Source organism: Delftia sp. WSY_12, from assembly GCF_043104645.1.
In the GTDB taxonomy this organism is placed as follows: Bacteria; Pseudomonadota; Gammaproteobacteria; order Burkholderiales; family Burkholderiaceae_C; genus Comamonas; species Comamonas tsuruhatensis.
Genome location: NZ_JBICKW010000016.1, coordinates 187,872 through 206,948 on the forward strand (window position 1 = coordinate 187,872; position 19,077 = coordinate 206,948).

The following is a 19,077-nucleotide window of genomic DNA, read 5'->3' on the forward strand; positions in this document are numbered from 1 at the left end:
GCTCGTGCATTGGCAGTTCGTGCATTGGCGGATCTTTCCGGCTCATGACAGTCCCCAAGGTTGCAGCAGCCGGCCCACCTGGGCCGCCAAGGCGCGGCTGTGCGCCAGGGCCTCGTCCGATGGCAGGTGCACGCAGGCCAGCGTGGTTGCGCCGGGTGGCGTGGCCGCGCCCGACAAACCGGCCAGCCGCCCGGCCAGCTGCCGCAGTTCGGCACGGGTCAGCTGGGCAAAGGCCATCCGCAAGGCCGGCAGGCCGGCCAGGAAGGCGTCTTCCGGCCAGTGCGCAATGCCGTCGCTGAGCAGGCGCAGCAGCGGCGGATGACTGAGCAGCCAGCCCTTGGCCACGCGCACAAAGCCCTGCAGGTACTCGCCCATGGCGGCAGCATCGACCTGCGCCAGGCCCAGCATGGCGCGCAGGGCGGCATCGGTCTGCGCAATCTGCCAGCGGCCGGCCATGCTCAGGATGCCGGCCGTGGCGCCGCGCACGCGCGCGGGCGTGCTGTCGGCGCCTGCCTCATGCAAGGCGGCACAGGCATCGTGGAACAGGCCGGCGTCGGCCCAGGGCGCGTGGCGGCAGACCATGCCGTGCAGATCGGCCAGGGCATCCAGGGCCTGTGCCTGCTGGGATGCAACGCCCTCGCCCAGCCAGGGCAGGCGCAGGCAGGCCTGCGCAAAGCAGCGCCGCAGCAGCGGCAGCAGGCGCGCCAGGCCCACGCCGCCCAGCGCATGGCGGGCCTCGTAGGCCAGGGCCAGGCAGCCGGTGGCGCGGGCCAGGGCCAGGGCGTCGTGGCTGCGCTCCATCCAGGCCTGCACGGTGTCCAGCACCTGCTGGGCAATGCCGTCCAGGCCCATGACCAGCACTTCCAGCACGCGCTGCGCCGGCTCGGTGTCGGCGGTCTGCGACAGCCGCTCCAGCACGCGGTGGACAGCGGCCTCTTGCAGGCTGGAGCCGTGGCGCATGGCCTCGGTGAGTGCCACCGTGGTCTCGACCTGCCAGCCCAGCGTCCAGACCTCGCGCACGCGCGCCAGGCCGGTGCCCGCCACAAAGTCCGGTCCCGCCAGGCATTGCGCATAGGGCACGCCCAGGTAGCGCAGCCGGTGCAGTCCCTGCGACAGGCGGCGGTGGCGGGCGCTGCGGTAGATGTCCAGCTCCTTGCGCACGGGTGCGGCAGGCCGCACGGGCAGGCGGTGGCGCAGGCAGAAGGCCTGTACATCGACCAGCAGCGGGGCGGCCGGCGCGTTGGGTGGCAGCTGGCCGTAGTCGTCGGCGTCCAGCAGCCATTGACCAGTCTGCTGCCCGGCCTGCGGCTCCATAGGCTGCGGACGCAGGGCCTGGGCATGCTCCTTGAACACGGCGCTGTCCAGCGCTTCCAGCAGCTCGGCCCGGCCGCCGTGGCAGGCGCGCAGTGCAGCCAGGCCATGGGCCAGGCGCACGGCCTCTGCCGCGTCGGGCAGGCTGGCGGGCAGGCCCCGGGCACGCAGGCCGTTCACGGTGCGTGCCGCCATCTCGGGCCAGGCCTGGGCATCGGGTTGCGAGGCGCCCTGCTCCAGCGCCTGCCAAACGCCCTGGTAGTAGCCGGGCATGGGCATGCCGGCCGCGTAGCCGCTGGCACGCTCCAGCCGCTGCAGCGTGTAGGGGATGAGATGCACGCCCACATCGATGGGCTGACCGGCCGCAGCCGGACGCTCGGGCGCCGACAGGCCAGCGGTGATGCCAGCCACGATGCCCGCCACATGAAAGCCGCCGCAGACCACCAGGCAGCGCCCGCCTTCGGCCAGGGCCTCGCGGACCTGGGCGGCCATGTGGGCCTCGCGAGCCCTGTCTTCGGCATCAGGACCCGCGCCGCCCGCTGCCTCGTCCCGCTCGCGCAGCAGCTGGCTGAAGGCCAGCACGCCGGCAAAGTACGCCTGGGGCGAGGCGTCCTCATTGCCCGATTCGTAATGCCGGTCCCACCATTCGTCGAAGTCGCGGCAGCCGCCGGCCTGGATGAGGCCGGCCAGCACGTCGGGCGCGCGCCGCGAGGGCTCGTCGGCCAGCAGGGGTTCGGGCGCGCAGGCGAAGTAGTCCAGCTGCGCGGCCTGGGCCAGCCGCGCCGCATAGGGCAGGTCGATGAAGCGCACATGGCTGCGCAGCCGCACCGCCTCGCGCAGGGCCACCCATTCAGGAGAGAAGGCCGCAAAGGGCACATAGCAGCGGCAGCGCCAGTCGTCCTCCAAAGCGCCATTCGAGCCATTCGTTTCATGTGCGCCATCGCCGCCTGCCACGGTCGCATGCAGGTAGGCCGCCAGCGGCGGACGCGCCTGGGCGTGCTGCAGCGCAGGCAGCAGGGCATCGAGCTCGCCCGGGCCTTCGATCAGCACGTGGGTGGGCTTGAACTCGCGCATCAGCGCGCGCAGGTGATGGGCGCAGCGCGGGCTGTGGTGGCGCACGGGCACCAGGCGCAGCTGCGGCAGCGGCGCCAGCCACGCGGCAGCGTCAGTGCTCACGGCCGCCTGCGACAAAGTCCTGCCAAGCCGGCTGCCCTGCACGCTGGCGTGCCACCACGCGCAGGTATTCGGCGAAGCGGCGACGGTCCTCGTCGTCGTCCTTGATCACCGTGCCCAGCAGGTGGCGCGCCAGGTGGGCCGGACCCACGCGCTCCTGCCCGAAGTACCAGCACTGGCAGGCGGCGTTGAAGGCCACGTCGATGGCCTCGGCCGTGGACAGCACGGTGCCCGGCCGCTCCACGGCCGTGCCCTCCACGCTGCCGCTGCGCAGCTCCTGGAAGGCCGTGGCCAGCAGGGCCAGCACATCGGGCGCGACGGTGGTGCCGATGCGCTGCTGCGCCAGTGCGCGGCCCACCTCCTGCCCTATCAATGCGGCCTGCGCGGCCACGCCTTCGAGCGGGCGCATGGTCTCGAAGTTGAAGCGGCGCTTGAGCGCGGCCGACATCTCGTTGACGCCGCGATCGCGCAGGTTGGCCGTGGCAATCACATTGAAGCCCGGCCGTGCCAGCAGCCAGGGCTGCTCGTGCTTGAGTTCGGGAATCTGCAGCAGCCGGTCGGAGAGCACGGGCACCATGCAGTCCTGCACTTCGGTGGAGCAGCGCGTGATCTCCTCGAAGCGCAGCAGCCGCCCTTCGCCCATGGCGCGGTGCAGCGGGCCGGGCACCAGGGCCTCGGGGCCGGGGCCGTCGCGCAGCAGCAGGGCGTAGTTCCAGCCATAGCGGATCTGCTCCTCCACCACGCCGGCACCGCCCTGCACGGTGAGCTTGCTGTCGCCGCTGATGGCGGCGGCCAGCAGCTCGGACAGCAGGGATTTGGCCGTGCCCGGCTCGCCCACCAGCATCAGGCCGCGCTGGCCGGCCAGGGTGACGATGGCGCGCTCGACCAGGGCATCGTTGCCGTGGATCTTGCGGGCGATTTCGGGGCCGCCGCCATCCGGGGCCGGGCCGCCCAGGATGAAGCGCCGAACGGAGCGCGGGCTCAGGCGCCAGCCGTCGGGGCGCGGGCCCTGGTCGGCGGCCTGCAGGGCCGCAAGTTCCTGGGCGTGGGCCATCTCGGCCGGCAGCCGCTGGGCGGCAGGTTCCGGGGTGGGCGCTGCAATGCGTTTGGTGGCCATCAGTCGCTCTCTTTGGTGCTGGCCGATTTGGCGGCGATGGCCGCGAACTGCGCCATCAGCGTGGCCTGCAGCGCGCGCGGCCACTGCTGCGGCTGCAGCCGGGGCCAGCGGCCATCCTCGCCGCGGTGGCTGCTGTCATAGACCACGGCGTGGGCGATGTCCACGCGGTGGTCCAGTTCCATGAACGGCAGGTAGCGCCCGTGGTGGAGTTCGATGTACAGCTGCGGTCCTGCCAGGTCCAGCTTGTGCTCGTAGATGCCGGGGCCGTCCCCCACGGGGCCGGGGCGGTAGTTCCACTTGGCCAGCAGGCCGGACAGCGCGCCCTGGCGTATCTGCAGCGGGCCGGCGGGGTGCAGGGCATGGTTCTTCCACTGGCTGGCGTCGGGCAGTTGTGCGCCTGCGCCCAGCTGGTCGATCAGCGGCTGCAGCTCGTAGTCGGCCAGGCAGGTGCGCCAGGCCTCAACCTCGCCCGCTGCGGCATCGACCGGATGCCAGAGCAGCACCTGCGCATCGTCGGGCAGCTCCACGGCATCGTCTGCGGCATCGAGCAGGGAAAAGTCCTCGGCAATGCGAAAGCTGGCGCCCTGCTCCAGCCGCCAGATCAGGGTGCGGCCCATGATGCGCAGCAGGGGATGCTGCAGGAACAGGCGGCGCCAGCGCGGGACGGACCAGCGCTGTCCCGTCATGAAGGCGGTACCCATGCGCGGCGCCTGCTGCCTGGCGATGGCCTTGACGCCAGCGGCAACGGTCTTGAATTCGGCCTGTGCCGCATTCCACTGAAGGCGCAGCGATTCGTCCTTGAGCGCAGGCAGGGTCTTGGAGGCCTTGCCCTTGTCGCTCACCACGCGCAGGCTCAGGTCGCCCTGCAGCTGCAGGCGGTAGCGCTGCGGGCCCACGTCCAGCACCAGGCCTTCGCCGCCCAGGCCGAAATCGGGCGTCAGCTCGTCATACAGCTCGATCAGGCTCAGGCCGCGCCGCTGGGCGGCTGCCTCCAGCGCGTCATGCGCTGCCGCAATCACCAGGTCCTTGAGCTTGCGCGAGGTGGACAGGGTCTGGACCTGGGACAGCGCGTACAGCGTGTCCAGCGCACCGAGCTGCTCCACGGCGATGATGGCGCGCAGCTTCTTGCTCCAGCCCCAGGCCTTCACGGCGGCCACCAGGGTCTGCACCAGGCGGTCGTCGACATGGCCGTTGGCCAGTCGCAGCGCCCAGCGCGCCTTGGGCTCGCCCTCCAGGGCCACCCAGGCATTGACCAGGTGCAGGGACAGCTGGGCGCGGCTTTCGGCCGGCACATGGGCCAGCAACTGCTCCACCAGCGGCGGCAGCTCTTCCTCGGCCGTGGCCACCAGATGCAGCACGATGCGGGCCGCATGCCCGGACAGCGGCGCGAACAGGGCCAGGGTCTCTGGCTGGTCATAGGCCTTGATGCTGCTGGAAAAGCGCTTGAAGCGCGCCACGCGGGCCTCCAGTGCGTCAAGCGGCACCCTGCCCCCCTCCCCCTGCGCCACGGTCAAAGCACCCGGCACTGGCACACCCAGGGCCAGCAGCCGGCCCTCGACCATGCTTTCGGAGCCCAGGTCCAGGCCCGTGCGCAGCAGCGCCTGCAGCAGCGGTGCGACCCCGGGATCGGGGTGGACCAGCAGGATGTCGCGGCAGGCCAGCTGCATCGCCTTCTCGCGCCGCTGCAGCCAGGCGTTGGACTCGAAGACAGCGCCTACGGCCTGCGCATCCAGCCCTTGCATGAAGCGCGCCACCGCTTCGCGCAGCGCCCGCGAGCTGCTGGCAGCCAGCAGTTCGCCCAGCAGGGGCAGCCGGGCATGCAGCATGGCCGGGTCCAGCTGCGCCAGCAGCGGGGCCAGGCGCACGGTAGGAATCTCGCGCAGATAGTCGGGCTGCTCGGTCAGCATCTGGTTGAGCAGGCCGATGAAGGGCTCGATCCGCGATTTCTGCATTATGCAGCGCAGCAGATGGGGCAAAAGCTCCGGGTAGCGTGCCTTCCAGATCTGCTGGGCGACCACCGCATCGAAGTGGTACTTGGGCTGCCATCCTTCGATCCAGGCGACGAAGGGCGCGGAATCCTCCCGCACCAGGCGGTCGAAAATGGGGATGAAGTAGTCGGCCGGCTCATGGTCCGCCCTGCCCAGCAGCAGGTTGACCAGTTCCAGGCGCCGCTGGGCATCGGCGCCCAGGTCCCAGCGCAGCGCGATCAGGCCCGGGTCTTCGTTGATGGGCTTGTCGTCGAACCAGTCGGGATGGCGGCGGTAGAAGTCGTACCAGGGCGCGCAGCGCTGCGGGTGCGGAACGTCGCCGTGCCGCGTCATGTAGACATCGCGGATGTCGGCATAGAGCGCGCCGCCGCGCTCGGCCAGCTCCATCAGGTCCTGGTCGTCCAGGCTGCCCAGCAGCAGCTTCCAGTCGGCTCTGTCATACCCGCCACCGGACTGGACGTTCAGCTCTGCGGCCCAGTCCAGCAGCTGCATCACCCGTTCACGGCTGATGCCCGGGTACCAGAGCCAGCCGAACATGTCCAGGATGCGGATCTCACGGTAGTCGTTGTCGCCGTCCGGCGCAGGTGGACGGGCCAGGCTGGCGCGCGCCATCTGCTCGAACTCGGCCGCAAGCTCGGGACTGTGGCGTGGAATGTCGCCGTCCAGGCTGCCGTCGATCCTGCACCCGAAGGGGATGGTCTGCCGCGCGAAGGCCAGCCACAGGTCATGGTCATGGGTCCAGGGCAGATCGAAGTTGCCCAGGGCGCGGATGGGGTTGGAATAGTCGTCGAAGGCCTTGCGCGTGAAGGCGCCCACTTCGTCATGCCGGCCCGCGCGCATGCGGCTGGCCAGCACCTGGACCAGTTCGGCGGGTGGCAGCGAGGCGCTCAGTTCCTCCAGCGTGGCCTGGTCGGTGTGTTCTAGGGTCGAAGAGTTCATGGATTCAGGGGTTATGGAGGGAGTCAAACCTGGGCTGCAGCCGCGCCCGCAGCGCGCGAGGCCAGGGCCTGGAGCATGCCGCACAGCGATGCCTGCAGCGGCAGCGGCCATTCGGCCGGGGGCAGCAGGCGGTCGACGGCCATGTCGCGCAGGGCAAAGCCTTCGATGTCGATCTCATGGCCGGGCTCGTAGTACGGCATGGCCGCGCTGTGCAGCAGTTCCACGCGCCAGCGCTGCACGGCAAAGTCCCGCAGGTGCAGGTAGATGCCGGGGCCATCGCACACGGGGCCGGCATGAAAGCGCCATGGCCCTGCCAGGCCGTCCAGCGCCTGCTGCGTGAGCCGTATCGGTGCCAGGGGCTGCAGCAGTTCCTGCTGCCACTGGCTGGCCAGCGGCAGGTCGGCGGGCGCATCGACCTGCTCGACCAGGGCCTTGAGGCCGTAGTCGGCCAGGCATTCGCGCCACTGCGCACGCTCCTGCTCGGTGGCCTGCGCGGGGTGCCACAGGGCGATGCGGCCCTCGGCCGGCAGTTGCACCGCGTCGCTCTGGGCATCGACCAGGGACAGGTCCTCGGCAATGCGCAGGCTGAACGGCTGGCCGGCCGCGGGCTCCACCCGCCAGACCAGGCCCTGTGCCACCACGCGCAGCAGCGGGTGTTCCAGGAAGAGGCTGCGCCAGGTGTCCAGCGGCCAGTGCCGGCCCAGCATCAGGCAGGACTGCAGGCGCGGCGCCTGCTGCTGCAGCACGGCCTTGATGCCCTTGGACAGCGTCTTGAGCCGCGCGGCGGCCGCATCCCACTCCGTGCGCAGGCCCTCGTCGTCCAGGGCCGGCAGGCTGCGCACCAGCTTGCCGGCCGGCGTGCGCAGGCGCAGCGACAGGTCGCCCTGCAGCAGCACATCATAGGTCTGCGCGCCCACCTGCAATTGCACGCCCCGGCCCAGGTCGAAGTCCGGGGTCAGCTCGTCGCCGAGGTCGGCCAGCGCCATGCCGCGCCGCGTGGCGGCCTCGGCCAGCACGGCCTGCGCGGCGGCCAGCACGCTGGGCTTGAGGGTCTTGCCGGTGGCCAGGGCCTGCACGCAGGACAGGGCATAGACCGTGTCGAGCCGGCCCAGCTGCTGCAGCGCGACCACGGCGCGCTCCTTGCGCGTCTTGTGCCAGGCCAGGGCGGCCGAGGACAGCACATCGACGATGCGGTCGTCCGCCGCGCCGGGCAGCAGCTTGAGCACCCAGCGCGATTCGGGCGCGCCATCGGCAGCCACCCAGTGCTGGACCAGGGCCAGCGCCAGCCGCGCACGGTTCTCCGCGCCGGCCTGGGCCAGCAGTTGGCGGGCCAGCGCAGGCAGCTCCTGCGGGCTGGAGGCCGCCAGGTGCAGCAGCGCACGCGCGGCCTGGGCCGACAGGGGCGCGAGCAGGTCCAGCAGCGCCGGCTGGTCCAGCGCGGCAATGGCGGGCGACAGGCGCTGCAGGCTGGCGGCCTGGGCTTCAAGCGCTGCCAGGGAGCCGGCATCGCTGCCCGCTGGCACGGCCTCGCCGCCAGGTGACCCGGCTGCGTCCGCAACCGGGGCTGCGGCACCCAGATCCTTCAGTCGCGCCTGCACCGGGCCTTGCTCGGCCACGTCCAGCAATCCACCCGACAGCAGTGCCGACAGCAGGCTGCCAGACGCCGGATCAGGATGGGCCACCAGCACATCGCGGTAGGCCAGCACCAGGTTCTTGTTGGGCTTGGCCAGCCAGCCGGCGGCCTGGGGCGCATCCACCGGCAAGGCAGACAGCGCCTGTGCCAGCGCCGCACGCAAACCCTTGGAGGCACTGCCGGAGGCGGCCTTGCCCAGTTGCGGCAGCAGCCGCTGCAGCGTGTCCACGCGCAGCGCGGGCAGCAGGTGCGTGAGTGGGCCGGCGGCCAGCCGGGCCAGGTCGCCAGGGCGATCGGCCAGCAAGGTTTCGGCCACCGGGGCGTAGCCGGCGCGGTCGGATTCGTGCTTGCAGCCGTCTGCGCAGGCCGGCAATAGCAGCGGCAGCAGGGCCGGCCACCGGGCTTCCCACAGCCGCTGCGCCACGGCGGGATTGATCGCCAGGTGGCCCAGTTGCTTGAACCAGGCGGCCAGGGGCGCAGCGTCGGTCTGCAGCATGCGCTCCACCAGGGCACGGTCATGCGGCCAGTCATCGTCCGAGGCAAAGCACAGGGCCTTGAACAGGTCCTGGGCCAGCAGGTCGCGGCGCGCGGCATCGGCCGTCTCCCAGCGCGATGCGATCAGCACGGGCTCGGGCAGGCGCAGCTGGTCAAGCACGGCGGGGAATTGCGCAAAAAAATCCCGCCACAGCGCCCAGCGCTGCGCTGCAGGCCGCGTGCGCTGCAGCGGCAGCTGGCGTTGGACGATGTCGCGGCTGAGCTGGCCGCCGCCGTCCTCGATGGCCATGGCCAGCAGTTCGGGCTCGGGCAGCTGGTGCAGCAGGTGCTGCCACTGGCAGTAGTACTGCGCGCCGGGCGCAATGCCGGCCTTTGCGCTCAGTTCCCGCGCCCAGCGCAGCAGGCCGGTGATATCGGCACTGGACATGCCTTCATGGCCCAGCACGCCAAACACCTGCCTGAGCACGAGGTCGTAGCCATCGCGCAGTCTCCAGGGCTGGTGGGTGCGGCTGCCCCAGTCATCCAGCCAGGCGCGGGCCAGTGCCGTCAGCTCTGCGGTCAGCTCGGCACTGCGCCGGGGCACGCCCGGGTTGCCCCCATAGAACTGTCCCAGCGGAAGGCTGATGCGCGCCAGCGCCAGCCACAGCGCGTGGTCACGCTGCCAGGGCGCATGCTCGCCGGGCAGCTGGCGCAACCGCTCCTGGCACAGGCTGCTGCTGTCGCGCAGGAAGTCCGCCACCTCGGCATCACGCCCCTGGGCCAGGCGCTTTGCCAGTTCGGCGGCAAAGGCCGGCATGCCCTCGCGCCCGGCCGGCGCGGCCGTGTGCAGTTCGTACAAAGCCTGCAGGGGAAGCGCTGCTGTCTCGTTGTTGCTCATGGTCTGTGGAGTCTTCGGTGATGGGCGATCGGCCGGCCAACGTTTCAAGGGAGCAAAGGTTCACAAAGACAAGGGCTCAGGCAGCCGCCTTGGCCGCCAGGGCCAGCCACTGGCCTTGCAGCGTGGCCAGCAGCGGCTTGGGCAGCCGCGCCGGGTCGGCGCTGGCCCCGTAACCCTTGCTCAGGTCGTGCACGCGCAGGCCTTCCACGGCCACGGGCAGGCCCAGGTCCAGGTAGGGCGGGAAATAGCCGTGCGACAGCTCCAGGCTCAGCTCCAGCGCGGGCAGGCGCCACACATGCTCGTTGATGCTGGGGCCATCGCCCACGGGGCCGGGCCGGTAGCCGAACTTCTTGAGCATGGCGCCGAGCTGCTCCTGCGCCAGCGTGATCGGCGCGGGCGGCAGCAGCATGCCGTTCTTGAACTGGCCGGGCGCGGGCTGCTCGGCGCAGGCGCCCAGCTGGTCGACCAGGGGCTCCAGCTCATAGTCGGCCATGTAGGCCTGCCAGGCCTCGCGCTCGCCGGGCTGGGCCGTGGCCGGGTGCCAGAGGCTGATGCTGCAGCCTGCCGGCAGGGCCACGGTTTCATCCTCCACATCGACCAGCGAGAAATCCTCGGCCAGGCGGAAGCTGGTGCGCGCCAGGCCCGGCGCATCCTCTGCGCGCCAGATCAGGCTGCGCCCCACGATGCGCAGCAGCGGGTGGGCCACGAACAGCCGCTGCCAGCGATCCAGCGGCCAGCGCTTGCCGCTGACCAGGGCCGCCAGCATGCGCGGCGCCTGCTGCTTGACCACGGTCTTGAGGCTGGTGGCCAGGGTCTTGAGCTGCGCGGTGGCGGCCTCCCATTCGGGCTTGAGCGCCTCGTCCTTGACCGCAGGAATGGTCTTGCTGGCCTTGTTCCTGTCGTTGATGACGCGCAGGCTCAGATCGCCCTGCAGCTCCACGCGGTAGCTGTGCGGCCCGACCGTGACCGTCAGGCCCTGGCCCAGGCCGAAGTCCGGCGTCAACTCGTCGAAGAGCTCGGGCACGCTCATCTTGCGGCGGGCAGCGGCGGCACGCAGGGCGCTGCGCGCCGTGCGCTGCACCTGATCCTTGAGCGAGCGCGATTCGGAGATCTCCTGCACGCGCAGCAGAGCGTAGAGGCTGTCCACCTCGCCCAGATGCTCGACAGCGGCGGCCGCGCGCTGCAGGCGCGGGCGGTTCCAGGCCTGGACGGCGGCCACCAGCGCATCGACCACGCGGTCATCGGCATGGCCGGGCAGCAGCCTGAGCGCCCAGCGCTGCTTGGGTTCGCCCTCGGAAGCAATCCATTGCTGCACCAGGGCCAGCGCCAGGCGGGCACGGTTGTCGGCCGGAATGCGCGCCAGCAGCTCGCCGGCCAGCGGCGGCAGGCCGCCTTCGGCAATGGCGGACACATGCAGCAGCACGCGGGCCGCGTGCTCGGACAGCGGCGCGCACAGCGCCAGCAGCTCGGGCGTGTCGAAGGGCTTGATGGCCGCGCTCAGGCGCTTGATGGAGGCGATCTGGGCTTCCAAGTCCACGCCGCCAGCGGCAGACGCTGGCGATGCGGCATCCGCCTGGCTTTCTTCCGATGCCGAGGCGCCCTGCCCGGTCAGGCCCAATTGGTTCAGCCGCTGCTGCACGCTGCTGGCCGAGGCCGCATCCAGCTTGCCGCCGGCCAGCAACTGCGCCAGCAAGGGACCGACGGCGGGGTCGGGGTGGGCCAGCAGCACGTCGCGGCAGGTCAACAGCAGGTTCTTGGGCGGCTTGTTCAGCCAGCCGGCATCCACCAAGCTGGCCAGCGGAATATGGGCGGCCAGACCGGCCATGGCGGCGCGCAGGCCCTTGGCGCTGCTGCCTGCGATGAGCGGGGTCAGGGTGGGCAGCGTGGCCTTCAGGCTGGCGGTGTCGAACGCGGGCAGCACATTGACCAGGTCCTTGACAGGCACCTCGGCCAGATCGGCCGGGCGGCGGGTCACCAGTTCGCGGATCGCGCTGCGGTAGCGGCGCAGCTCGTCCTCGCGGTCGCAGTGCTGGGCAATGGCCGGCAGCAGCAGGGGCAGCAAGGCGGCATCGTCCTGCTTCATGACATGCATGGCCAGCGCCAGGCTGATCCGATAGCCGCCGTTCTCACGCATCTGCCTGGCAAAGGGCGCGGGATCCTCGGCCACCAGGCGGTCCAGCAGCTGCAGCGCACGGGTACGCTCCCCGCCCTGGGCATGGCCCAATTGGCCCATCAGGGTGCCCGCCAGTTCCTCACGCCGTGGGGCATCTGCGCTGGCCCAGCGCTGCTCCATCAGGTCCGGATCGCCTATGTAGGTCTGGTCATACAGCTCGGGATGCGCGGCAAAGAAGCCCATCCAGGACTTCCAGCCCTGCCCCTTGGGCTGCTTGGGTTGGCGCTCTTCGCGGTAGTGCACTATCACGTCGGCGAACAGCTTGCCGCCCACGGCGGCGTAGCGCTGCAGGTCGGCATCGTTCAGCTGGGCGATCAGCCGCTTCCAGGGCGCGTGGTACTCGGTGTCGGGCTTGTACTCACCTTCCTTGCGCAGCGCCAGCGTCCAGTCCAGCGTGGCCGTCACTTCCTCGTAGGGCATGCCTGGATAGCAGAGCCAGGGCACCAGGTTGCCCAGCACCATGCCTATGCCTTTGAAGACCGGCAGATCCGCGCTGCGGGCATGGGCCAGCCATTGCTCGGCCATCACGCGCACTTCGGCGGCCACCTTGGCATTGGTCAGCTTCTCGCTGAGCCCTGCCGGCGCATGGCCGCGCGGCACCGTGAGCCGTGCCAGGGCCAGCCAGCGCTCACCGTCATGTGTCCAGGGCGATTCGCTGCTGTTCAGGCGCCCCAGCATGTAAAGGCAGCGCTCCTCGCAATCACGCAGGAAAACCTGCACCTCATCGGCCCGCCCGTCATGAAGCCGGGCATCAAGTTCGGCGGCAAAGGCCTCTTCGCTGAGGCCTTCGTCCAGCCGGTCATAGAGATCGCTCAGGGAAGCTGCGTGAAGATCGGTAGTGCTCATAAAGATGAGGAGATGAACAATGTGGGCAGCCGCAAACCGGGGCCTGCCGGGATGGAGACGGGGGTGGAGCCTGCACGGGATGGGCGCAAAGGTTCTTGATCCATTCGGACAGTTCCTCGGAAAACTCACAGATTCATGCCCTGCGTATGTCGTCAGCTTCGGAAAAATCTGTAGCGCCGTCGGCAAGGAATGCGCCATTGTTCAGCGGCACGCGCGCGGCGCGGGCGCCGATCTTGTCAGGTCGCGGACCCGGGCACTTGACAGGCTGTCAAGCAGCCGACTGCCACCGCTGCGGGCCATGGACTGTACTGGGGACTTTTCGCCCAGGCGTACTGCCCGGCCCCGCCATGCCGCCGATACCATGGACCGCGACATGACCCCGGAGACACCCCATGCCCATGCCCATGCCCCTGTCCCAGACGCACAAGCTCTTTGACGACGACGCCTACCTGGACCGCTGCGAAGCCACCGTGATCGCGGTCAGCCCCGAAGGCATCGAGCTGGATGCCACGGTCTGCTATGCCCGCAGCGGCGGCCAGGCCGGAGACACCGGCACGCTGATCCTGGCCGACGGACGCAGCCTGGCGGTCATCGACACCGTCTATGCCGATGACCGCCAGCGCATCCTGCATGTGCTGCAGACCGATGCGCCGCCCCAGGTCGGCGAGCGCGTGCAGGTTGCCATCGACTGGGACAGGCGCCACCGTCTGATGCGCCTGCACACCTGCCTGCACCTGCTGGGCGTGCTGGTGCCCGTGCCCGTGACGGGCTGCAGCATCTCGCCGGACTCGGCACGCCTGGATTTCGACCTGCCTGAATCCACGCTGGACAAGGCCGATCTGACGGAGCGCCTGAACGCCCTGATCGCCGCCAGCCATGCCGTGAACGTGGACCGCATCACGCCCGAGCAATTGGCCGCCCAGCCCGACCTGGTACGCACCGCAGGCGCCGCGCCCCCGGGCGGCACGGCGACGATCCGCATCATCGACATCCCCGGCCTGGACCGCCAGCCCTGCGGCGGCACGCATGTGCGCAGCACGGCCGAGATCGGCACGGTGGCCGTCACCAAGATCGAGAAGAAAAGCCGCACGAACCGGCGCGTGGTCGTGCAGTTCGCCTGAGGCCTGCCGGACCTGCCTGGCCTGCCTTGGCTGCCGCCCCGCGCCTCAGGACATCCAGGACCTGGGCGCCGAGGGGCCACCCGGCTCACGGGACCCCTCGCCGCCCGGAGCCACCCCTTCGGGCTGGCTGCCGGACTTTCGCATCAGCTGCAGGATCTGATCGAGCTTGTCCTGCTCGACGGCGATCGAGTGCAGCCTGAACAGCACGTACGGAATGAGGACGCTGGCACAGGCCATGCCCGCCAGTGCCGTCTGTTGCTGGGAGCTGTCGACGAAGAACGCCGTCAGCAGAAAGATGGCGCCAATGACAGCGCCTATGAAAACCATCACTCTCATAAACCCCCTCTATGTTCCGCAATCGTACCCAAATGTGACTGAGGTGAGTAGAGGCATGCGAGCTGTGGGGTTGCCCGTCGCCAAAAGACGACGGACGGCAAGTGATTCCCGGCGACAGCCACCGCGCATACCCTGCCGGCGTGACGCCATACCGCATGCTTGGAGCGCAGGTCTTCGAACTGTTTTGACTTGATTCAAATCAACCCGCCCTCCCCCATCCTGTCTATGCTGGAGGCAGCCATACAAAGCATCCATGGCGACAGACCGCCTGCCGGTCCATGGCCACCGGATGCCAGCCACCTCACCCGCTTTTCAAGGAGAAAACAATGGCAATGCAATGGAAACCCGTCCTCTTGGCCCTCGCAATGACTGCCGTCGCCGCACCTGTGCTGGCCGCCGACTGCGCCGTCGAGATCGAAGGCAATGACGCCATGCAGTTCAACAAGCCCACCATCAGCGTGCCCGCCAGCTGCAAGCAGTTCACGGTCAAGCTCAAGCACGTGGGCAAGCTGCCCAAGACGGCCATGGGCCACAACTGGGTACTGAGCAAGACGGCCGACCTGCAGCCCGTGGCCAATGACGGCATCGCCGCCGGCGCCGCCAAGGACTTCGTGAAGGACAAGGACGCCCGCGTGATCGCCCACACCAAGGTGATCGGCGGCGGCGAGACCGACTCCGTGACCTTCTCCACCGCTGCCCTGAAGGCGGGCGAGGCCTACAGCTACTTTTGCTCCTTCCCCGGCCATTCCGCGCTGATGAAGGGCACGCTGACGCTGGCCAAGTAAGCCGGCGATCTGCCCTGGCCCGGGACCTTGCGCCCCGCGCCCTACCCGGCGGCACTTCGGTGCCGCTTGTCGTTTCCGCCCCTCACATTTGCGGGGCCGGGCAAGCCACGCTTGCCTGGCCTGCCGGTCCCTGCTGGTTCCTGCCGATGCATGCCGATCCGTGCCGTTGTGCGCTGCCTCTCAGTGCCGGCTGGCGGTCCTGCCGTGCGGGCGGCCCTGCATTTCCATGCAACCCTTTTGCATCAGGCGCAGCAGCAGCTGGGTCCAGCTGGCGTCGGCCCATTTGGTGCTTTCCAGCACCAGGGACCGTGCCGACTGCAGGCCGTCGCCGGGCTGCAGCTCCACGCGGAAACTGCCGCGTTCACGCTGGGCCGTGACGGCCACCACGCTGCCCAGCAGGGCGATATCGAGGGAAGGGCGCGGGCCTTGCGGGCCGTCCAGGTCCACGCGCAGCACGCAGCCGGGGCGAAGTTCGTAGGTCCAGCGGTGGTCGGCATGGCCGGCCGCGCCCATGGCGTTCATTTCGGCAAGCCGCTGCTCCTGCGTCATGTCGTAGGGGCTGATGATGGGCGCCTGCTGCTGCGGGTAGCCCTGCACGCCGTCCAGGCAGGCGGCCATGAAGACCACGGCCGCCGCGCATGCCAGCAGTTTCCAGGCGCAGCGCGGGGCCCTTCGTTCAACGCGGTGCATGGGCTGCTCCTGCGTCTTCGTCGCCGGGCACCTGCAGCGACACGTCCACGCGCATGGCCAGCACCTTGTCGATGGCCTTGCCGTCCATGTCCACCACCTCGAAGCGCCAGCCTTCCCATTGCACGGTGTCGGTGACACGCGGCAGCCGGCCCGTGAGCAGCATGACCATGCCGGCCAGCGTGTGGTAGCGGCCGCGCTCTTCCTCGGGCACGGTGGCCAGCTCCAGCCGGTCCTTGAGCTCGGGCACGGGGATGTGGCCGTCCAGCAGCCAGCTGCCGTCCTCGCGCTGCAGCGCCCAGGAGTTGCGCGGATCGCGGGGCTGGAATTCGCCCGTGATGGCCTCCACCAGGTCCTGCAGGGTGACGATGCCCTGGACCTCGCCGTACTCGTCGATCACGAAGGCCATGTGCACGTCGGACAGCCGAAAGCTCTCCAGCAGCTCCATGCCGGTGATGGTCTCGGGCACATAGAGCGCGGTCTGCATGGGCTGGTCGGTCAGGCCCTGATCCTTGCCCTGCAGCGCGCGCGACAGCCACTGGCGCGCGTTGAGCACGCCGATGATGGAGTCCATGCCGCCGCGCACCACGGGAAAGCGCGCGTGGTCGGACTGCTCGATCACGCGCAGGTTGTCCTCGAACGGCGCATCGGCATCCAGGCAGACCACGTCGCTGCGCGGCACCATCAGCGAGCCGATCTGGCGGTCGTCAAGGCGGAACACGTTGCGCACCATGGTGTGCTCGTGCGATTCGATGACGCCGGCCGTCGTGCCTTCGGCCAGCATGGCGTGGATCTCTTCCTCCGTGACGGCGCTGCCGCTGTTTTCCTTGACGCCCAGCAGGCGCAGCAGCGCATGGGTGGACACGGACAGCAGCACCACGAAGGGCTTGGTCAGATGGGCCAGCCAGTTGACTGGGCGTGCGATCAGGCGCGCAAAGGTCTCGGGATAGGTCTGGCCGATGCGCTTGGGCACCAGCTCGCCGACGACGATGGAGAAATAGGTGATCAGCACCACCACCAGCGCCGTGGCCGTGTAGCCGCCATAGGGCGCGGGCACGCCCAGGCGCTGCAGCCACTCGGCCAGGGGAGCGGCCAGCGCGGCCTCGCCGACGATACCGTTGAGCACGCCGATGGAGGTGATGCCGATCTGGATGGTGGACAGGAAACGCGTGGGGTCTGCCCCCAGCTGGGCGGCTGCGGCGGCGCCGGCGTCCCCCTCGTCTATGAGTTTTTGCAGGCGAGCCTTGCGCGCCGTCACCAGCGCGATCTCGGACATGGCGAAGACGCCATTGAGCAGGATCAGCGCAAAAAGAATGGCAATTTCCATGATGCTTGTTCTGGGAACCGGGAGCCGCCGCTGCGGCAAAAAGGGCCCATGCTGCGCTGGGTCCGGAGAGATTGGAAGCGATAGGCCAGCCCCGCAGACGGGGCATGCCGGACAGGACCCGGCGAACGGCGTGGATGCCGCATGCGCCGACCCGGAGGAGCCAACGGCCCCGGCAGGTCGCAAAGGGGATCAGGCCGCCCGGGGAGGCCGGTCGGGCGGGGCCAGGCTGCGCCACGGTCCTTCGCGAAGGCTGCTGGCGACATGGCGATCGGCCTGCAGCCGGGGGGCATCCACGCCATCGACGGCATGCATGACATCGGGGAGGTCCTGCTGATCGTCCATCAGCGCATGGTCGAAGTCATCGAGCAGGGAGGCCGTGTCCACCAGCGGCGCTGCCGTGCGCTGCACGCTGGCGCAGGCGGCGCCGGCCGGCTCGCAAGCGGCCCCCGGCAGGGCCCGCCATGGCACAAGCCCCAGCGTGGACAAGGCCACGCTGACGACGAAGTGCAGGGAAAAAGCCACGATGAACCATCTGGACATGGTCCGGGGATTTTATCCATGCGCCGCACCCGCGGGCAGGCACCGCGCCTGCCCACCGCTGCCTGCCACTGTCCACGGCTGTTCGCCGTTTCCTACAAGCGGCGCGCCGGCGCCGTGGAAACATGCGCCACGGCCCACTCTCCGCCCTTTGCCATGAAAGCACTCCATACCCTTTTCACCGTCGTGCACGCGCTCATCGCCCTGCTGTTTTCGCTGGCGGCCATCGCCCTGCTGTGGATTGCAGGCCTCAAGGGCTGGAACGCCATGGCGCATGGCGTGGATGGCGATTCGGGCCTGCGCATCGTCGAGGCGCTGGGCATTCTGGCCTCGGGCGTGGTCGCGCTGCAGATCGCCCAGACCATCACCGAAGAGGAGGTCATACGCGAGGCCCATATCAGCGGCCCCACGCGCGTGCGCCGGTTTCTCTCGCGCTTTCTGGTGGTGCTGGTCGTGGCCCTGGCCGTCGAAGCCCTGGTCGCTGCCTTCAAGACGCAGGAAGAGCCGGCCCACCTGCTCTATCCCGCCGCCCTGGTCAGCGCCGTGGGTGTCCTGCTGCTGGGCTGGGGTGCCTTCATCCACCTCAACCGCTCCGCCGAGGAGCTGGAGCCCGAGGCCATGGAACAGGCCAAGGGCGAGGACCACAAGGTGAACAAGGATTGATGGCAGGCAGCTTCCCTTCGGGTTGCCTGCATTCGTGCGAACAGGCCCTAATATGGGTATCAGCCCTTGAAGCAATTCATGGAAGGTGGATGCCGCCCGCCCCGGCCGGCAACGCACAGGAGCCCGCCATGCCCGAATCTCTTGCCCCGACGGCCGCAACGGCCTTGCCCGACGCGCAGCCCTCCTCGCCACGCCAGGAAAAACTGTCCGATGTCAGCGAGACCTTGCGCATTCCACTGGCCGCACGCGCCCTGGGCGAGCGGCTGTTTCCCGGCATGGCCGTCAGTGACGCCCACGCCTTGGACACCCTGACCCAGCTGGGCGACGACGGCAGCCGGTGGCTGCAGGACCGGCAGAGCATCTACGGCGTGCTGGCGCGCACGCACTGCTTTCGCGCGCTGGCGCAGGACTTCTTGCAGCGCCAGCCGCAGGGCCATGTGGTGAACCTGGGCTGCGGCCTCAGCGACTATTTCCAATGGCTGGACAACGGGCAGATGCACATGACGGATGCGGACCTGGGACCGGTGACCGCGCTGCGCAGGCAGCTGCTGCCCCGGCAATCGGAGCGCCAGGAGATCCGCGAATTCGACCTGGCCGATGCCGACTGGTGGCAGCGGCTGGGACTGCCAGCCGACAGGTCCGGGCCTGCGGTGTTCATGATGGCCGAGGGCGTTTCCATGTACCTGCAGCCAGAGCAGATGCAGGCGCTGTGGACCACGTTTGCGCAACGCAGCCCGCCGGGCTCGGAGCTGGTGTTCGACGCCATGTGCTGGCTGGCGGCCGGGCGCGCAAGCCAGCACCCTTCGGTCCGGCTCACCCAGGCCCAGTTCCATTGGGGCCTGCGCCGCGAGGCCGATCTGGCGCAAGCCCATCCCCGCCTGCAGCTGGTGGCCGCGCACCAGGTGATGGAAGGCTACGGCCCGCCCTACTCGCTGGTGGGGCCGGCATTCCGCTGGACCTTTGGCGTGCACTTCTATGCCATCTACCAGCTGAAGTCGGTCGAGACGGCGGCTTAGGCCGATTGCGCAGCCGCAACGAAAGATGCCCGGTCAAGCCGGGCATCTTTGCT

Annotated in this window: 13 protein-coding genes; 4 read left to right on the forward strand and 9 right to left on the reverse strand. The window is 69.6% G+C overall.

Features of this window, described 5'->3' with window-relative positions:
• Nucleotides 1-42: 42 nt before the first annotated feature.
• The 5 genes from ACF8LI_RS10475 to ACF8LI_RS10495 all read right to left on the reverse strand — a co-directional run bounded on the left by ACF8LI_RS10475 (nt 43) and on the right by ACF8LI_RS10495 (nt 12,552).
• Complete coding sequence (locus tag ACF8LI_RS10475; RefSeq protein ID WP_392412593.1) at nt 43-2,487, reverse strand: DUF5682 family protein; 2,445 nt, start codon at nt 2,485-2,487, stop codon at nt 43-45.
• Nucleotides 2,477-3,601 (reverse strand): AAA family ATPase, encoded by a 1,125-nt coding sequence (locus ACF8LI_RS10480; protein ID WP_046241649.1) that lies wholly within the window; start codon nt 3,599-3,601, stop codon nt 2,477-2,479. Before ACF8LI_RS10480 ends, ACF8LI_RS10475 begins: the two co-directional genes overlap by 11 nt.
• Nucleotides 3,601-6,528 carry a DUF4132 domain-containing protein gene (locus ACF8LI_RS10485; protein ID WP_392412595.1) on the reverse strand — a complete coding sequence of 976 codons (2,928 nt, stop codon included), beginning with the start codon at nt 6,526-6,528 and terminating at the stop codon, nt 3,601-3,603. Before ACF8LI_RS10485 ends, ACF8LI_RS10480 begins: the two co-directional genes overlap by 1 nt.
• Before the next feature lie 23 nt (nt 6,529-6,551).
• The gene (locus ACF8LI_RS10490; protein WP_392412597.1) at nt 6,552-9,533 is read right to left on the reverse strand and encodes a DUF4132 domain-containing protein; all 2,982 of its coding nucleotides are present in this window, start codon (nt 9,531-9,533) and stop codon (nt 6,552-6,554) included.
• 76 nt (nt 9,534-9,609) lie between these two features.
• Entirely contained in the window at nt 9,610-12,552 is a 2,943-nt protein-coding gene (locus tag ACF8LI_RS10495) for a DUF4132 domain-containing protein (RefSeq protein WP_392412599.1), read from the reverse strand.
• 398 nt (nt 12,553-12,950) lie between these two features.
• On the opposite strand from ACF8LI_RS10495, the gene ACF8LI_RS10500 reads away from it, so the two are divergent.
• Nucleotides 12,951-13,673 carry an alanyl-tRNA editing protein gene (locus tag ACF8LI_RS10500; RefSeq protein WP_016451616.1) on the forward strand — a complete coding sequence of 241 codons (723 nt, stop codon included), beginning with the start codon at nt 12,951-12,953 and terminating at the stop codon, nt 13,671-13,673.
• A gap of 45 nt (nt 13,674-13,718) precedes the next feature.
• On the opposite strand, the gene ACF8LI_RS10505 is transcribed toward ACF8LI_RS10500, so the two are convergent.
• Nucleotides 13,719-14,009 (reverse strand): hypothetical protein, encoded by a 291-nt coding sequence (locus ACF8LI_RS10505; protein WP_016446216.1) that lies wholly within the window; start codon nt 14,007-14,009, stop codon nt 13,719-13,721.
• Between the two features lie 326 nt (nt 14,010-14,335).
• Between ACF8LI_RS10505 and azu the strand changes: the two genes are divergently transcribed.
• Entirely contained in the window at nt 14,336-14,794 is a 459-nt protein-coding gene (azu, locus tag ACF8LI_RS10510; RefSeq protein ID WP_016446217.1) for an azurin, read from the forward strand.
• Between the two features lie 180 nt (nt 14,795-14,974).
• On the opposite strand, the gene ACF8LI_RS10515 is transcribed toward azu, so the two are convergent.
• The 3 genes from ACF8LI_RS10515 to ACF8LI_RS10525 form a co-directional block, all read right to left on the reverse strand.
• Nucleotides 14,975-15,484, reverse strand: coding sequence for a hypothetical protein (locus ACF8LI_RS10515; protein ID WP_047327407.1), 510 nt, complete (start codon nt 15,482-15,484; stop codon nt 14,975-14,977).
• The gene (locus ACF8LI_RS10520; protein WP_016446219.1) at nt 15,471-16,808 is read right to left on the reverse strand and encodes a hemolysin family protein; all 1,338 of its coding nucleotides are present in this window, start codon (nt 16,806-16,808) and stop codon (nt 15,471-15,473) included. Before ACF8LI_RS10520 ends, ACF8LI_RS10515 begins: the two co-directional genes overlap by 14 nt.
• Nucleotides 16,809-16,997: 189 nt before the next feature.
• Nucleotides 16,998-17,348 (reverse strand): hypothetical protein, encoded by a 351-nt coding sequence (locus ACF8LI_RS10525; protein ID WP_016451613.1) that lies wholly within the window; start codon nt 17,346-17,348, stop codon nt 16,998-17,000.
• Nucleotides 17,349-17,501: 153 nt separating this feature from the next.
• Between ACF8LI_RS10525 and ACF8LI_RS10530 the strand changes: the two genes are divergently transcribed.
• A complete protein-coding gene (locus ACF8LI_RS10530; RefSeq protein ID WP_026061999.1) occupies nt 17,502-18,008 on the forward strand; it encodes a hypothetical protein in 507 nt (168 codons plus the stop codon).
• A 128-nt stretch (nt 18,009-18,136) separates the two neighbouring features.
• Complete coding sequence (locus ACF8LI_RS10535) at nt 18,137-19,024, forward strand: class I SAM-dependent methyltransferase (protein ID WP_016446222.1); 888 nt, start codon at nt 18,137-18,139, stop codon at nt 19,022-19,024.
• Nucleotides 19,025-19,077: the final 53 nt, after the last annotated feature.

Coding starts and splice junctions, on each gene's coding strand:
- ACF8LI_RS10480 (WP_046241649.1), bottom strand. CDS start 3,601: ATGGCCACCAAACGCATTGCAGCGCCCACCCCGGAACCTGCCGCCCAG.
- ACF8LI_RS10485 (WP_392412595.1), bottom strand. CDS start 6,528: ATGAACTCTTCGACCCTAGAACACACCGACCAGGCCACGCTGGAGGAA.
- ACF8LI_RS10490 (WP_392412597.1), bottom strand. CDS start 9,533: ATGAGCAACAACGAGACAGCAGCGCTTCCCCTGCAGGCTTTGTACGAA.
- ACF8LI_RS10495 (WP_392412599.1), bottom strand. CDS start 12,552: ATGAGCACTACCGATCTTCACGCAGCTTCCCTGAGCGATCTCTATGAC.
- ACF8LI_RS10500 (WP_016451616.1), top strand. CDS start 12,951: ATGCCCATGCCCCTGTCCCAGACGCACAAGCTCTTTGACGACGACGCC.
- ACF8LI_RS10505 (WP_016446216.1), bottom strand. CDS start 14,009: ATGAGAGTGATGGTTTTCATAGGCGCTGTCATTGGCGCCATCTTTCTG.
- azu (WP_016446217.1), top strand. CDS start 14,336: ATGGCAATGCAATGGAAACCCGTCCTCTTGGCCCTCGCAATGACTGCC.
- ACF8LI_RS10515 (WP_047327407.1), bottom strand. CDS start 15,484: ATGCACCGCGTTGAACGAAGGGCCCCGCGCTGCGCCTGGAAACTGCTG.
- ACF8LI_RS10520 (WP_016446219.1), bottom strand. CDS start 16,808: ATGGAAATTGCCATTCTTTTTGCGCTGATCCTGCTCAATGGCGTCTTC.
- ACF8LI_RS10525 (WP_016451613.1), bottom strand. CDS start 17,348: ATGTCCAGATGGTTCATCGTGGCTTTTTCCCTGCACTTCGTCGTCAGC.
- ACF8LI_RS10530 (WP_026061999.1), top strand. CDS start 17,502: ATGAAAGCACTCCATACCCTTTTCACCGTCGTGCACGCGCTCATCGCC.
- ACF8LI_RS10535 (WP_016446222.1), top strand. CDS start 18,137: ATGCCCGAATCTCTTGCCCCGACGGCCGCAACGGCCTTGCCCGACGCG.